General features: G+C 44.9%; 16 protein-coding genes and 1 tRNA gene. 5 read left to right on the top strand and 12 right to left on the bottom strand.

What is annotated here, in order from left to right; all coding sequences use genetic code 11:
- Positions 1 to 3: 3 nt before the first annotated feature.
- The 11 genes from ftsE to HMPREF0868_RS00765 all read right to left on the bottom strand — a co-directional run bounded on the left by ftsE (position 4) and on the right by HMPREF0868_RS00765 (position 10981).
- On the bottom strand, positions 4 to 684 hold the full coding sequence (ftsE, locus tag HMPREF0868_RS00830) for a cell division ATP-binding protein FtsE (protein WP_012992813.1): 681 nt from the start codon (positions 682 to 684) through the stop codon (positions 4 to 6).
- Positions 685 to 948: 264 nt separating this feature from the next.
- Entirely contained in the window at positions 949 to 2061 is a 1113-nt protein-coding gene (locus HMPREF0868_RS00825; protein WP_012992812.1) for a PucR family transcriptional regulator, read from the bottom strand.
- A gap of 98 nt (positions 2062 to 2159) precedes the next feature.
- Complete coding sequence (locus HMPREF0868_RS00820) at positions 2160 to 2537, bottom strand: VanZ family protein (protein WP_041705653.1); 378 nt, start codon at positions 2535 to 2537, stop codon at positions 2160 to 2162.
- Between the two features lie 406 nt (positions 2538 to 2943).
- On the bottom strand, positions 2944 to 4104 hold the full coding sequence (gene alr / locus HMPREF0868_RS00810) for an alanine racemase (protein WP_012992809.1): 1161 nt from the start codon (positions 4102 to 4104) through the stop codon (positions 2944 to 2946).
- A gap of 132 nt (positions 4105 to 4236) precedes the next feature.
- A complete protein-coding gene (locus HMPREF0868_RS00805) occupies positions 4237 to 6042 on the bottom strand; it encodes an NAD(P)H-hydrate epimerase (protein WP_012992808.1) in 1806 nt (601 codons plus the stop codon).
- 98 nt (positions 6043 to 6140) lie between these two features.
- On the bottom strand, positions 6141 to 7148 hold the full coding sequence (gene asnA / locus HMPREF0868_RS00800; RefSeq protein ID WP_012992807.1) for an aspartate--ammonia ligase: 1008 nt from the start codon (positions 7146 to 7148) through the stop codon (positions 6141 to 6143).
- Between the two features lie 163 nt (positions 7149 to 7311).
- A tRNA-Ala gene (locus HMPREF0868_RS00795) sits at positions 7312 to 7387 on the bottom strand.
- A complete protein-coding gene (locus tag HMPREF0868_RS08165) occupies positions 7378 to 9486 on the bottom strand; it encodes a glucosaminidase domain-containing protein (RefSeq protein WP_081470211.1) in 2109 nt (702 codons plus the stop codon). The genes HMPREF0868_RS00795 and HMPREF0868_RS08165 overlap by 10 nt, the downstream gene beginning before the upstream one ends.
- A 525-nt stretch (positions 9487 to 10011) precedes the next feature.
- Positions 10012 to 10476, bottom strand: coding sequence for an ImmA/IrrE family metallo-endopeptidase (locus HMPREF0868_RS00775; RefSeq protein WP_012992803.1), 465 nt, complete (start codon positions 10474 to 10476; stop codon positions 10012 to 10014).
- A 42-nt stretch (positions 10477 to 10518) separates the two neighbouring features.
- Positions 10519 to 10779, bottom strand: coding sequence for a helix-turn-helix domain-containing protein (locus HMPREF0868_RS00770; RefSeq protein ID WP_012992802.1), 261 nt, complete (start codon positions 10777 to 10779; stop codon positions 10519 to 10521).
- A 1-nt stretch (position 10780) separates the two neighbouring features.
- Entirely contained in the window at positions 10781 to 10981 is a 201-nt protein-coding gene (locus HMPREF0868_RS00765) for a hypothetical protein (RefSeq protein WP_012992801.1), read from the bottom strand.
- 121 nt (positions 10982 to 11102) lie between these two features.
- On the opposite strand from HMPREF0868_RS00765, the gene HMPREF0868_RS00760 reads away from it, so the two are divergent.
- The 5 genes from HMPREF0868_RS00760 (at position 11103) to HMPREF0868_RS00740 (ending at position 13320) form a co-directional block, all read left to right on the top strand.
- Positions 11103 to 11378 carry a type II toxin-antitoxin system RelB/DinJ family antitoxin gene (locus HMPREF0868_RS00760; RefSeq protein ID WP_012992800.1) on the top strand — a complete coding sequence of 92 codons (276 nt, stop codon included), beginning with the start codon at positions 11103 to 11105 and terminating at the stop codon, positions 11376 to 11378.
- Positions 11375 to 11662, top strand: coding sequence for a type II toxin-antitoxin system YafQ family toxin (locus tag HMPREF0868_RS00755; RefSeq protein WP_012992799.1), 288 nt, complete (start codon positions 11375 to 11377; stop codon positions 11660 to 11662). Before HMPREF0868_RS00760 ends, HMPREF0868_RS00755 begins: the two co-directional genes overlap by 4 nt.
- Positions 11663 to 12002: 340 nt before the next feature.
- Positions 12003 to 12293 carry a hypothetical protein gene (locus tag HMPREF0868_RS08605; protein WP_242821316.1) on the top strand — a complete coding sequence of 97 codons (291 nt, stop codon included), beginning with the start codon at positions 12003 to 12005 and terminating at the stop codon, positions 12291 to 12293.
- Positions 12224 to 13111, top strand: coding sequence for an IS3 family transposase (locus tag HMPREF0868_RS00745; RefSeq protein WP_081470210.1), 888 nt, complete (start codon positions 12224 to 12226; stop codon positions 13109 to 13111). Before HMPREF0868_RS08605 ends, HMPREF0868_RS00745 begins: the two co-directional genes overlap by 70 nt.
- Complete coding sequence (locus tag HMPREF0868_RS00740; RefSeq protein ID WP_012992795.1) at positions 13099 to 13320, top strand: hypothetical protein; 222 nt, start codon at positions 13099 to 13101, stop codon at positions 13318 to 13320. Before HMPREF0868_RS00745 ends, HMPREF0868_RS00740 begins: the two co-directional genes overlap by 13 nt.
- Here HMPREF0868_RS00740 and HMPREF0868_RS00735 read toward each other — a convergent pair.
- Positions 13313 to 14374 carry a hypothetical protein gene (locus tag HMPREF0868_RS00735; protein ID WP_012992794.1) on the bottom strand — a complete coding sequence of 354 codons (1062 nt, stop codon included), beginning with the start codon at positions 14372 to 14374 and terminating at the stop codon, positions 13313 to 13315. The genes HMPREF0868_RS00740 and HMPREF0868_RS00735 overlap by 8 nt on opposite strands.
- Between the last annotated feature and the right edge of the window lie 21 nt (positions 14375 to 14395).

The following is a 14395-nucleotide window of genomic DNA, read 5'->3' as shown; positions in this document are numbered from 1 at the left end:
CCCCTATTTGTATGTTGCACGTTTAGCGTCACGCACCAGGTAACCGCGTTCAATCTCAATGACTCGCTTCTGCATGCGATTAACCAAATTGACATCGTGGGTGCAAACAATTACCGTCGTTCCGTTTTTATTGATCTCATCCAAGATGGCCATAATCGACTCACTCGTTGCCGGATCCAAATTTCCGGTCGGCTCATCGGCCAACAAAAGCATCGGGTTATTGACAATGGCTCTGGCAATCGCAACCCGTTGTTGCTCACCACCGGAAAGCTCGTTCGGCTTTACATTCGCCTTTTCCTTAAGCCCGACAATGCTCAATACAATTGGCACTCTACGCCTGATATCCCGTTTGGACGCGCCCAAAATCTCCATGGCAAATGCTATGTTTTCGTACACGGTTTTTGTTTTAATCAAGCGGAAATCCTGAAAAATCATGCCAATGCTGCGGCGCAAAAACGGAACCATGCGTCGACGTAATTTGTGTATATCCAAATCATCGATCGTGACAGTGCCTTCATTGGGATGCTCCTCACAGCTCATCAGCTTAATTAAGGTTGATTTGCCGGAGCCGCTTTGCCCGATGACAAATATAAACTCTCCGTTCTCGACCTGAAAACTGACATTGCGCAAAGCATATTCTTTTGCCGTATTGTAAGACATACTAACATTATCAAATTCTATCAAAATAATCCTCCTTACCGTATACCGCTTGTACGATTAACGGGAACAGTCCAGTATATTCTAACATATAAGATTAACCAAAAAGTTAAAAGTTAATAACATTATTTATTTTCAGCCGCCTTCAGCCACTTTCAGCCGCTTTCGGATCAAAAAACCCGCCGGCATGTCGACGGGTTTGTACGGGCTAAATTGAATCAAGGCTTATTAACAATGTTCCAACAATATTCAACAACACTCCGACCTTATTCCCGAATCGATTCAGCAGAATTAATTGTGTTGCCACCAACGGTTGGCCCGGTCATAGTTAAGGCCGTTCTGGCGTTCCAAGTATTGGCGTACCATCGCTGCCAATTTGAACAAAACAGCATCATCGAAATTGCGCAAATCGAGGTTGGTTATCTTTTGGACTTTGTCCAAGCGGTAAACCAAGGTGTTACGATGCACAAACAACTGCCGCGCCGTTTCGGATCCATTCAAATTATTTTCAAAAAATTTATTGATGGTCAGCAGGGTCTCAGAATCGAGATTCTCATAAGCATCATTGGGAAAAACTTCGTCAAGAAACATATAGCACAATGTCGCCGGCAATTGATAAATTAGTCGCCCCAAACCAAGTTTGTCGTAATACATTATCGGGGTTTCCTGATCAAAAATCGTTCCAACCGTCAAAGCCAAAGATGCTTCACGATAAGATTTGGCGCATTCACGCAGCGTATCAGCCGGCATACCGACGCCAATTGAAATCTTACTTTCCGGATCGGCATCTTTAAATGCCGCCAAAATATCCTTGGCCAAACCTTCAACCTGTTTGTATGACTCGGCCGCAATCTCTTTCAATACAACAACGTTGCTCTCATCCATAGACAAGAGAAAATCTGTACGTTGATCGTTAACTAATTGGCGCAAAACGTTCAAGTTTTCCATCGGGGTCTGATGCGGTAGATGAACCAACAAGGCCACACGGCGAGCCGCGTATGGAATTTTGAATTCGCGTGCTTTGAGAGGAATATCTCCCGGCAACTCATTTTCTAGCAATATGTTTTTGAGTAAAGCTTCTCGGTTGACTTCCGTATTCGCATCGTATATTGATTCGCTCACCCAGCCGGTAAGTAAATTAAGATATGCCTGACTGTGATCATCAGTACCTTGCATAAAGCAGACATATTCGTTACCTAAACTGTCCGTAAATGATCGGTAGCATGATCGGCCACTAACCGCAAAATCATTGCCGCTCAACAAAAACTCGCGAGCAAAATGATCGTCACTGTTGGTCAGGCTGTCATCGGAACATATCAGAACCTTGCCTGTATTGTCGATTATGCCACATACCAAACCGGTAAATTCCGCGGCTTTCTCCACACATCTGATCATTTTTTCCATCGCATTACCTCCCAAATCACAACACGTCATCATGCATAAATTATGATATCACATAACTTTGCTTTTTGGTAGTTATGTCAGGGACAAATTGCTGTACATTACCTTATTGATTCGACAATCTTTAGGCGCTGAAAAATCGGCCGTGCTACCACAAATATAAATCCACCGCAAAAAGCCCCTAAAGTATAAAGTAAAAAGTCTGCTAATGAAAACAGCCCCCGTGCCGTCAATAGTTGTATAACTTCGATCGCCAAACCCAGCCCTGCGCTAAATGCGATAACTTTGTACAACGACCATTTGCCCATTGCCAAGCACCCGGTAAATGCAATCAGTAAAAACAGAACAAAATTTATTATAGTTATATAAATTGATATATTATCATTAAAAAAATCTTGAATAAACGCAAAAGGGTTTAATTCTATTCCCTCAGCTTGAGGTCCCGGGCGAAACACGAGCAAATCCACCAATAATACCAAACTTGCCACCCACAAGATAATTGCCCAAATTCTGGCTTTATAATATAGAATATGGGAAATAGCTTGAAAAATAATTAACAAGGCCAAGAGCAATGTTACCGAAAAAAAATGGAGTTTCTAAAGTAGGACTTACGTTGCCAATGCTCATAAGATCACTAAAAATATACTTATCAAGGAAATATAGTATTAGTACGGTAAAGGTAATCAGGCTGATCTCCGTAATAACTTTTTTCAGATAGACTTTAATTAACTGTTTCATAGAAAACTACCTTTCCTTCTATATCAGAAGTAGAGGGACACTTATCTGAATCAGCTAGCACAGGTGTACTCATTACACAAGAGAGAAGGATTAGGCCTAAAAAAGCAGCATAAAACTTTTGCATTTTTTGATCATTTGCAAATGCTATTAGCATATTGAATCATAGAATCGCGGCACGCGCTTATTAATATTTATCGTAATTTCGTAATTAATTGTTCCTTGTAAGGCCGCCAACTCATCGGCTGTCATCGAATTTGTTGCTGCCGCGCCGAACACGGTCACCTGATCTCCCAGCTTAACTTGATCAACTATATCAGTGATATCAATCATGCATAAGTCCATACAAATGTTGCCAACTTGCCGCACGCGGTGGCCAGCAAGTAAGACTTGCAGCTTTTCGCTCAATGCACGAGCTATGCCGTCACCATATCCAACCGAAATCGTGGCTACCCACATGTCACGCGAAGCGGTAAAGCGACGATTGTAACCGATTGAAGTTCCTTTTGCCACTTTTTTGATCAATACTACCTTAGCATATAGGCTCATTAGCGGTTTATATTGCCCGGGTTGTACGTGACAAAAATCCGGCACAAATCCATAGACAAGTCCGCCGGCTCGTACCATGTCCAAGTGGTATTCCGGATAGCGCAAAATTGCCGCGCTGTTGCAGCAGTGACGATATCGAGGATAATAACCGGCCGTGGCAAGGACTTCTGTAGCTTTCTTAAATCGTTCAAACTGAAGTTTTACGAAATCTGATTTTGCCTCATCGGCCGTGGCAAAATGAGTAAATATTCCCTCAACATCCACATTAGGCAAAGCGTATAATTTTTTGGCAAATTCAATCAAGTGCTCATCTGCCGGGATTCCTATGCGTTCCATACCGGTTTCAATTTTCAAATGTATTTTGGCAGTTTTATTCAATTTTATTGCCGCCAAACTCATCGCCTCCGGCAGCGTCAATTCGTACACTGTTTGCGTCAAATCATTCGCTACTATATCCATCGCTCGACTTACATCGGTGTAGCCGAGGACCAAAATCGGTGTTTTGATATCGTTGCCGCGCAGCTCCAAGGCCTCGTCAACTGTCGCCACTGCCAAATACTCCACGCCGCAATCAATCATGGTGCGTGCCGTCATTACAGCACCATGGCCGTAAGCGTCACCCTTAATAACGCCCATTATTTTCACTTGCGGAGCAATCGCGGCGCGAATATTGGCTATGTTATTCGCCAGATTGGCCAAACTTATTTCCGCCCAGCAACGATCACGCTTGTTCGAAACTGTATGATATTGTTCAATTTGCAAAATTTACGCCCCCAATTTTGTGCTATATATGTTTCCGCCGTTTTGGCCGTTCTCCTACGTGCTCCTAGTTTAGGCCATGCTCCCGTCGGTTATATCTGTACCTTAGTTTGCCGCTCAGTCTGTCGCTAAGGCTTACGTCATTGTCCCAGACTCAAGTTCTGCCATAATTTGCCGCATCAAACGCAGCTGTTCCTGCCAAAAGAAGCAGCGCGGACTGCCGCCGTTAGCAATATAAATCTCTGCCGCCCGCCCGCATAAAAAAGCCCCCAATGCCGCAGCTACAGGTAAATTGTGTCCTTGTGCAGCCAACCCAACAATCGTACCAGCCAGCAAGTCGCCGCTGCCAGCATGGGCCAGAGCAGAATTCCCGTAAGGCAGATAAACTATTTTGTCGTCAAACCCCGTTAAAAAACTATATGCCCCTTTAACCAAAATATTTGCCTGCCAAATTTCGGCCAAAGCTTCCGCTTCAAGCGATAAATCGCTTTCTGACTTTAGCATCTCCGCCTTTTCGGGCAGAGCGGCCGTTGCTTTTAGAAGGCACTTATACTCACCTAAATGTGGCGTAAAGAGGGGTTTACTTAAGCCTGCAGCCCGGCGTTTTTGCATTAATTTAATCGAATAAGCCGGTTTTAAGCTAAGCGCAGTCAAAGCTGAAGCGTCAAAAACCGTCTGTCCCGGCCACGCCAAGACGGCTTCAATAATCGTTTCCAAAGCGGAGTTAATATTCAGCCCAGGGCCGACCAAACAAGCAACCTTGGCCGGGTCACCCAAGTTAGTTAGATAATCTTGCACGCGGCTACGCAGTTCGTCATCAGTCAGTTCACTCGGCCTCTCACTTGCCAATACGGCAGGATTATAGCTCAAAATAGCCGTTTCAGCCGAACGACCGACCCAAGCGAAAACCTTACCCGGACCGCTCTGCCATGCTCCGGCCACAGCTAAAGCCGCTGCTCCACTCATTCCCGGATCCCCGGCAATGATCGCCGCATTACCGTTAGTGCCTTTATAGGAATCGCGCTGACGTGGTTGCAACAAGCGGACAAAATCATCTAATTCAGGCAAAATTCGGCGGCAAAATGGCTGTTTTCCGTCAGGCGAGGCAAAACCTGAGCCTTTCGCCGAAACTGAGGCTGATAATGTTGCTGAGGCTGTGGACGTGGGAGGATTTTGCTCACCCACGGAATTTTTAGCCGCATCTAACGGAATCGTCAGAGGTGCGACCTTAACGTGGCCGCAATGATGCCTGCCTTGATTGATGTATAAGCCGGGTTTTCCGTAGCCGAAGGTAATTGTCGAGTCAGCCAAGATAGCTATTTCACTTGCCTTGCCAGTATCGGCTTCAAGCCCGGAAGGAATATCCACCGCCAAAACGGTAGCCCCGCCCTGCTTAGCCGAATTCACCGTTATAGCTGCAGCTCTAAATTCTGCATCCACCGGACGCCCGGCTTTGTAACCGGTACCCCAGACAGCATCTACATACAATGTTGTCGCATCAGCTGTCAACTCCGCAAGCGGGGCGATTTCTCCCCCACAAAGCAAATACCCTGAACGATTTAAAGCAGCATCTCCTAAGCGTTCTCGCTGCGGTAAATATTCATACACTTTGATATGTCGGCGCAAATCAGCCGGTAAATGACAGCTGTCCGTTACTAAATGGCGAGCCAAAGCGTAGCCGTCACCCCCGTTATTGCCACAACCACACAAAATAGCTATGTTTTTAATTTCTCTTGTTCTTGCCCTCACACCGGGTCGCGACAAACCAATTTTGCAGTCACAATCCCCCTCGGTAGAACTGTCAGTTTTACGTACTATGTTGTACACGGCTTCGGCCAAAGCCACGGCCGCCTGCTCCATCAATAATATGGTAGGTAACCCGGTTGTTTTGCTGAATGAAGCATCCGCCGCTCTTTGCTCGGCTGCTGTTACCAAAAACATCCTCTACACCTCCGTTGTTGCCGTTGCTGCCGTTGTTGCCGTTGGCTTAGGCTCGGCCGCCAGGTCTGAACTCCCCGGTAGGTTTCCCGTCGCAACAGCTAAAACAGCTGAACGCCTGCTTCTTCGCATACTCGCAATGTCGTCTTATCCCATAGCGAACATTGAACTTCTCCGATGTGGGCTTTCTGCAAAAGGAACATACATAAACGAGACTGACCGATACCACCGCCCATTGTCAGCGGTAAAATACCATCCATCAGTTTAGTGTGGAAGGGCAAATTCAAGCGTTCAAGGCAGCCTGCTTGTGTAAGTTGCCGATGCAGACTCTGGGGCGTGACACGAATTCCCATCGAGCTTATCTCCAAAGCAATGTCCAAAGGTTCATGATAAAGCAGCAAGTCACCGTTGAGTTGCCAATCATCATAGTCAGGGGCTCTTCCGTCATGTGGCTTGCCGTCACTTAGACGATCGCCGATGCCGATGATGAACACCGTTTTATACTTTCGGACTATGGCATTCTCCCTGTCTTTAGGCGGCATGTCGGGATACATTTGCAGCAGTTCCTCTGCTGTGATAAATTTTACTTCCTGCTCAATTTTGCAGATATTTTGCGGATAGCGAACTTCAAGTGCTTCTTTGGTACGAATGATCGCCGTCACAATCGCTCTTACCACTGCCTTCAAATAATCTATATTACGAGTTTCGGGGGTAATTACTTTTTCCCAGTCCCATTGATCAACGTATACCGAGTGCAAATTGTCCAATTCTTCGTCGCGCCGAATCGCGTTCATATCGGTGTATAAACCCTTGCCGGGCTTAAAACCGTAGCGATACAGTGCCAGACGTTTCCATTTAGCTAAAGAATGCACAACCGCGCCAGTTGCTTCTGCTGCCGGAATATCGAAAGTTACCGGACGTTCAACTCCGTTTAAATCATCGTTCAAACCCGAGGCCGGATCGACAAATAAAGGAGCGGAAACTCGGCGCAAATTAAGGGCACGGGCAAAATTCTCTTCAAAATTGAATTTGATCAAGCTGATCGCCGCTTGCGTTTCATACAACGTAAGTGTGGATTGGTAATGAGCCGGAATAAACGAAGTTTTCATATGCATCTCTTTTCTATGAAAAAATAATTGCTTCTATTTTACCACATAACCGCGTTAAATTTACCGCTCTAACCAATTCTACCGCAAATATCCACGCGCCATGAATCATTCACAGAAAAAATCCGAATCCCTACCAAACGGTAAAGACTCGGATTTTGCGCTATGGTGGACCCGGAGAGGATCGAACTCTTGACCTCTGCGTTGCGAACGCAGCGCTCTCCCAACTGAGCTACGGGCCCTTATCTTCTGCAGCGAAACGTCTATAAGTATACCGTGCCAAAGCACCAAGTGCAAGTACTAAAATTATAACGACCAGTTCAAAGCCGTACAATCTTTTCAGGTGAGGTGCCGAAACTACACCGAGATCATCGCCACTGACTGCTGCAACAACATTGTTTTCCTTAATCTCCGCCAAGCGGACATTGCGTTCAACCAGTAGATAAGTTCCTAACTCGGACGTCTGCAACACAACACCGTTATTGGCGGCTTTGACATTTAATTTCTCCAAGCTGTCGTTCACTAAGTGGTAAACTTCGATGTTGCTCTCTTTGAAGCCCTTGTCAATCGGCAAACGCAAGCGTATTTCGCTCTTTAACGCTAGTGCTTTATTAGCTTTATTTCCTACTTCCACATTATTAGCTTTTCCCTGTTTGGCAGAAGTCGGTGCCGGAGCAGCAGTAGTGGGTAACGGGGCTTGCCGTTTGGCAGCCCGCACTTGTGCTGCGGCTTCAGCAGCTTCGGCAGCACGTTTCGCAGCAATAGCCGCTTCCGCCTGCTCATCTTCACACAGTTCTAGCTGGTAGGTAATCCAACGCTGACCGCGTGAGCGCAAGAATTGTCGGTTTACCGAAGAAAGGCTCAGGTGCCGATTCTTCTCAACTTTAAAGATCGGTGTTTTGTCTATGGCCAATTTGGTATAAACGAGCTTTACGCCGGTGTTTTTATCAACGAGTTCACGCAATTGCTCATTATCCGCTTTCAGGCCGTCTGCATCTTCCTGCTCCGCGCGTTCTCTAAGCTTATTTAACTCGGCTACCGTCTTGTCTATGTCTTTCTGTGTAGCTTTCGGGTTCCAATACAAAGCCACCGCTTTTTTCATGGTTTTAACGTATTCTTTCTTTACGTCTTCGGACGCGAAAGGAAGATTCACATTTGATCCCAACAAGCTTTCTAACTTAGTCTTATCGACCTTGGTTTCCTGTTTGATCCCGGCGGTACGGGAATCCAGAACGCCTGATTTCGTCGCGGAGGACGGGCCCTCTGCAATCGCTTTATCGGCAGCTGCCTTCGCTGCCTTTACTTCTGCTTCTGTGTGTTTGGCTTTAGCTGGATCTTGCGCACCGTTTTTCGGCTCCGGCGGCGGTGAGTTTTTCGGTTCGGCCGGTGGGTTATTCTTGTTATCTTTTGCCGACTGATTGCCGTTGTTCGTATTCTCTCCGTTCGAATTGGCCAGGCTGCTCGGATTTGTCGTGACGTCTGAATCTTTGGGGGCCGAGCGGCTTAAATACCCATCTTTCTCCGGCTCATAAACATCGGTCGGTTTTTCAGTCGAAACATACTCGCTGGCAATATAAGCTTTGCGACCGTCCTCAATTTGAATCATTGTCCAGCCTGTGGTCACGCCTAAACGCCGGAATGCGTCACCCGCCATGGCTCGCATAAGAATTGGTGAAGAAGTATTGTGATCTTGGCGTATATTTACCGAATTAAAATGGCTGTATACTATATCATTTTTTGGTTTTATTTCCCAACTCGGTGCACGGTTGACGGCACCATCATAAACTAACAAATTATAGCCGATGATTATGTTCATGAGTTTGCGGCCATATGATGTATCGGTAGCGTAAGTTCCCGTCAAGGCGGCGCAGGCTTCTTCTACTGTAGTGGAATTCACAAACGGAGCATATACCCGGGTTAGGTGCGGGGTGCTTCTAAAAAGCTCAGCATAATCACGTAAACTTTCCAAATAGCTATTGTACCGGCGGAAAGAGTCACGAATACCGTAACAATTTCCGGTGCCATCGTCCTCCAATGTGTCAAAAATCACACCGTCAGAACCACCTTTAATGCCAAACAAGTTGTGGTAAGGCGGTTGCGATAATTTGCTCCGCCCCCAATCACTTTCAAGAATTGCCTGAGCAATCATGACCGAAGGGAAAAGCCCGTGTGAACGAGCAATAGAAACCGCCGAACCGGCAATTGCATTTATGAATTGTCGTTGGACAGTCGGACTTGCTTCGTAAGCCTCCACGTCCTGAGTCGCGGTATATTGTGGGACAAGCAGTAATACAATGGCTAACATCAAAACCATCGCAATTCCTGACTTTATCTTGTTCATCAAAGCTCCTCCACGTTTATGTAATAGATATCGAGATTATACCATAAATGCAGGCCGGTGTCGAAAATATTAAATGATGAACTTGCAAAATGACTGTTACGACGCCGTTTTTTTCGTTTTTATGCGGCCACAGGAATGCTTTAAGCTAGCGGCGCACAAGGAATCTAGTATTAGATTTACTGCTACAGAGAATGGAACCAGCGGCTGTGCGTAGCAAATACTCGTTTTAGTTTTAACCGACTGCTGCAGCTTTCTTTATGCCAACGGCGGTCATCCCTTTGCACCTCGCGCACTTAGTTAGCGAAACGCTTGGCCGGAGCCGCAGCCAACACCGCCGCCGTGTCCGGCACATCATCCTTGTTCGGATCTTTTTGCTTGATCTTTATCACAAGATAGGTCTTATCATCCTTGACCTCTGGCTGCAATACATAAGTAGTTCCGTTGTACTCAAATTCTGCATCATGGTAATGCGAAATCAGTTCTCACATTTCGTTCATTGTAATTCCTTGCATTATTTCGCCTCCTTTAGAAAATCTCCTCCACATGAATTTCTTTAATCAATTCCATGAACGATTTTCCACAAATGCATTTTTGAGATAAGATATCTTCAAACAGGGCATCATCCTGGAAAAGATTCAAGAGCGTGATTTCGTAATTTGTATAATCAGCAGAACCATATTGCAGCCACTTTTTGTAGTAAGAATGTGCATAACAAGCCGCCTCAAAACTTACATCGAATATGTCTGAAATATCGTATGGATTATCCAATTTCAGCTTGTGGACAAGTACAGGAGGTACGAGTGCATATTTTGCAAAGAACTTTACTTCTTTTTCTGCCAATTCGCTATCCTCACTGTGGTCTAACACAATATGCCCGATTTCATGCATTATGGTATTGTTGATTCGACCATAGTCCTTTTTGTCATTGTAGTAAATGTACCATTCACCAATGTTCTTTTCTACAGAAAAACCATCTTCACTCTTTTTCATAAGCAAGCACTGTTCGTGCGTTTGATAACGAAATCACCAATATTACTCCTCCCCAAACAAAGCGTTAATAAGTTCTTTTTTTTCCTGCTCGGTCATTGACGCTGCATTTCTTGCAATCATACGGCGGATTCTTGGCTGGCTGAAATCTTTGTTTTCAATTCCAAGCAGAAAATCCGATGTGGTGTGTAGTGCGGTGGCGATGTTTGCCAGAACATCAGGCTTTGGCTCTCTATCGCCAGAGACATACCTTGACATAACTGCTTCGGTTACTCCAATTCGACCTGCCAGTTCTTTTTGTGTCATTCTACGTTTTTGCAAAGTTATTGAACTCTATTGGTGCAGGACGCAGCCAATTCTGTGCATCACCATCATTCTCCAACACTCGTGCAAGCACCAGTTCCGGCGTACTATCAAACTTATAAGATGGACTATTAAACAAATAATTCTTGGCGAGCACACTGTCTTTAATTTCGTTATTCTGTTTGACCGCTTCAAATACATTCAATAGGCTGTTCCTCAAAAAAATAACTGTTGACTTTTCTGCGAATTTTCAGTCTAATAGGTTGACTGTGCAATGCACATCACATATTATATAAGTGCAATAGCTAGAAAAGGAGTTGACATTCATGGCTACCACAACTAATTTCAGTGTCCGTATGGACAGTGAAATTAAGAAACAGTGCGAAGCAATGTATGGTGAATTAGGTATCAACCTTACTACCGCTATCAATGTGTTTCTCCGCCAGTCGCTCCGGGTCGGCGGTTTTCCTTTTGATGTTCGCATGGAGCAGCCGAACAAGGAAACGATGGCAGCAATGCTAGAAGCGGAACGCATTGCCCGTGATCCATCTGTAAAACGCTACGCTGATGTAGAGGAAGCATTGCGGGCGTTGAAAGAATGAGTAAACATTTAGACATTGTTTGGACAAATCAATTTAAGAAGGACTACAAGCTGGCGATGAAACGGCATCTTGATATTGACCTTCTGGACGACATCATTCGCAAACTGGCAAGCAGCGAACAACTTCCAGAAAAGAATAAAGACCACGCTTTAAGCGGAAACTGGGTCGGGCATCGTGAGTGCCACATTCAGCCAGATTGGCTATTGGTCTATCGCATCGAGAATAATTTGCTCGTCTTGACATTATCCCGAACAGGAACGCACAGCGATTTATTTGGAAAGTAAGAAAATGCACTCGGTACAAACTGATATGTACCCCTTTTACTGGACACAACCAGTGAAAAGGGTTTTGTATGAAATACGATTATGCTTTTAAACTTAATGCTGTAGAACTATATCGCTCTGGTCAGTGGATTAAGACACCAGAAGGTATAAGTCAAAAGATTTTAGAAAAAGAATTGTACAATGGTCAAGAATTGCAGATATATATGGTCTTGATTCTCTTCGGCATCCAACTACATGTAAAGAACGTTCGGCTGAATGTAGATATCAGTTAGTAGCTCGTGTACTTGCTGGTGAATCACAAAAATCTGTTGCTATTAGTGCAGGAATTGATAGTGGATTATTGTCTAAATGGGTTCAGACATATAAAGTTAAAGGGTATGAAGGATTAAATCTCAAAAAAGGCAGAAAAAGTAAGAAGGAAGCAAACGTGAGCAAGAAATCCAAACCCACTGATTTAACCCCATCAGAACGTGAAGAATTAATTCGTCTTAGAGCAGAAACTGAATACTTAAAAACGGAGAATGAAGCAATAAAAAAATTAATCGCCTTGAGACACGAAAAATGTGCTGCACAACTCAAGGAGAAAAAGCAGCAATCATCAAAGAACTCCGTGAAAAAGGATACCAATTAAAATATCTCTTAAAAGCTATTGGCATGTCTAAATCAACTTATTATTTTGAGATTAACAAATCAGATGTAGTTGCTGATCGCAATGAAGAATTACTGATTGTTATTAGAGAAATATTTGAAAAAAACAAGCATAGATATGGTGTTCGTAGAATTTATCATGAATTACTAAATCGTGGATATCATATAAATCATAAGCGAGTTCAACGCCTTATGCATGAAGCAGGATTAGCTGGTAAGCGTCCAAAGGAAAAATATCATTCTTATAAGGGCGAAGTAGGTAAGATTGCTGATAATATAATAAATAGGGATTTCAGTACAACAGCACCATTGCAGAAATGGACAACAGATGTCTCTCAGTTTAATTTTTCATGGGGGAAATGCTATATCTCTCCAGTACTGGATATGAATACGAATGAAATCATTTCATATAATTTATCAACAAGCCCGAATCTTGAGCAGGTATCAAGAATGCTGGATAGAGCTTTTGAAAAATTCCCATCTGTTGAAGGGCTTATATTTCATTCAGACCAAGGTTGGCAGTATATGTATGCCTATTTTAGAAATACATTAAAAGAACGTGGGATCATTCAGTCTATGTCGCGAAAAGGTAATTGTTATGACAACTGTATAATGGAAACCTTCTTCGGAAGACTAAAGAATGAGATGTATTACGGCTATGAGAAAGATTATTCCTCCTTCGAAGAATTCTCAAAAGCAGTTGAAGAATATATAGATTACTATAATAATAAAAGAATTCAGGCAAAAACAAAATGGATGCCTCCTGTACAATACAGGATAGCATCCATGTGTCCAGCCTAGTTCATAAATATGTGTCCAGTATTCTGGGTACATATCAAACGCCGGGGGCATTTTTCTTTCCGCAGCAACTGCTGTCGCGGTTGCCGCACTCATTTAGCGAAATGCTTGGCCGGATCCGCAGCGACCGCAGCCGCGTTTGCCACACTCATTTTGCGAAACGCTTGGCCGCAGCCGCAGCAACTGCTGTCGCGGTTGCCGCACTCAGTTAGCGAAACGCTTGGCCGGAGCCGCAACAACTGCAGCCGCCGTGTTCGGCACATCATCCTTGTTCGGATCCTTTTGCTTGATTTTCTCCGCCAATTCCGCTGCCCCGACGCCTAAAGGTGTTACTTTCGCACCGTAGTCGCATAACGGGCAAGAACGCAGGCTGAACTTCTTCTGCTTGGCAAAGGCCTCCAACAGGTGGATCTTGGCCGCCTCGACCTTGGCTTGCCGAGTCAGTTCACCCACCGTGTGATCCGCGATTTGCTTGTTACCATAAAAGAGCATCAGTTTCTCGACCAGACCACGATATAACGGGGTCATGATCTTTTTATCGATCAGGGTGCGAATCGCCAAAACGTTGTCTTTCAACTCGCGCCCGGTCACCCGATCCATGTATTCGATGCCAAGCGCCTCGTACTTCGGCTTTTCGTTCAGGTTTTTGCTCGCCAATTCTGCGTTGGTCTTGATCAATTTGTCCAGAGCTTGCGCATCTTTTTCAAACGCGTATATTCTCGCTGCACTGAGCACCGCATCTGTAATCACCGGAAAATCATTGCGGTAGAATTGGTACGGTTTTTGGGGGTCACTAGTTTTACGCGAACGTTTATAACGATATGTGTCGATGCGTTTGATCCCTTCCGCCAATTCCATCAATTTACGCGTGGCGCAGATTTGGCGATTCAGTTCGTCCAAGCGAAATTGGGCTACGCATCTTGCCGTGCCGAGCGCACCGACCACGTCTGCGTCCTGGGCGACCGATTTTTGCGCCTCATCGTATCTTTTCAGCTTCCGGTTAAACTCCGACGTAGCAAATGACTTATATATTACGTTCGGCTCAATCATGCCGTTTTGGTCGGCTGCAGTTTTCGCTCCGCCGCCGTTCGCGCCGTTCGCACCGTTCGCCTCAGCCGCCTTGCTGCGATTCTGTTCCTCAAAAAGCTGATCTACCAGTTTCGCTTCCTCGCGGCTGAATGATGTGTATTCCAACGCTGTCACCCCGCTCGTGGCCAGCATGGTCATTGTCAAGGCTCCTGCTAGTATTTTTATTGTTTTTCCCATACGTGTCGTCCTCTTATCGCT

It is taken from the genome of Mageeibacillus indolicus UPII9-5, from assembly GCF_000025225.2.
In the GTDB taxonomy this organism is placed as follows: Bacteria; Bacillota; Clostridia; order Saccharofermentanales; family Fastidiosipilaceae; genus Mageeibacillus; species Mageeibacillus indolicus.
The sequence above is the reverse complement of the archived record's forward strand: the minus strand, read 5'-3'. Positions and strand labels throughout refer to the sequence as shown.

Excerpts from the sequence above, each read along its gene's own strand:
- HMPREF0868_RS00825 (WP_012992812.1), bottom strand. The coding sequence starts at position 2,061 with ATGGAAAAAATGATCAGATGTGTGGAGAAAGCCGCGGAATTTACCGGT.
- HMPREF0868_RS00805 (WP_012992808.1), bottom strand. The coding sequence starts at position 6,042 with ATGTTTTTGGTAACAGCAGCCGAGCAAAGAGCGGCGGATGCTTCATTC.
- asnA (WP_012992807.1), bottom strand. The coding sequence starts at position 7,148 with ATGAAAACTTCGTTTATTCCGGCTCATTACCAATCCACACTTACGTTG.
- HMPREF0868_RS08165 (WP_081470211.1), bottom strand. The coding sequence starts at position 9,486 with ATGAACAAGATAAAGTCAGGAATTGCGATGGTTTTGATGTTAGCCATT.
- HMPREF0868_RS00775 (WP_012992803.1), bottom strand. The coding sequence starts at position 10,476 with ATGAAAAAGAGTGAAGATGGTTTTTCTGTAGAAAAGAACATTGGTGAA.
- HMPREF0868_RS00770 (WP_012992802.1), bottom strand. The coding sequence starts at position 10,779 with ATGACACAAAAAGAACTGGCAGGTCGAATTGGAGTAACCGAAGCAGTT.
- HMPREF0868_RS00760 (WP_012992800.1), top strand. The coding sequence starts at position 11,103 with ATGGCTACCACAACTAATTTCAGTGTCCGTATGGACAGTGAAATTAAG.
- HMPREF0868_RS00755 (WP_012992799.1), top strand. The coding sequence starts at position 11,375 with ATGAGTAAACATTTAGACATTGTTTGGACAAATCAATTTAAGAAGGAC.
- HMPREF0868_RS00745 (WP_081470210.1), top strand. The coding sequence starts at position 12,224 with ATGTGCTGCACAACTCAAGGAGAAAAAGCAGCAATCATCAAAGAACTC.
- HMPREF0868_RS00735 (WP_012992794.1), bottom strand. The coding sequence starts at position 14,374 with ATGGGAAAAACAATAAAAATACTAGCAGGAGCCTTGACAATGACCATG.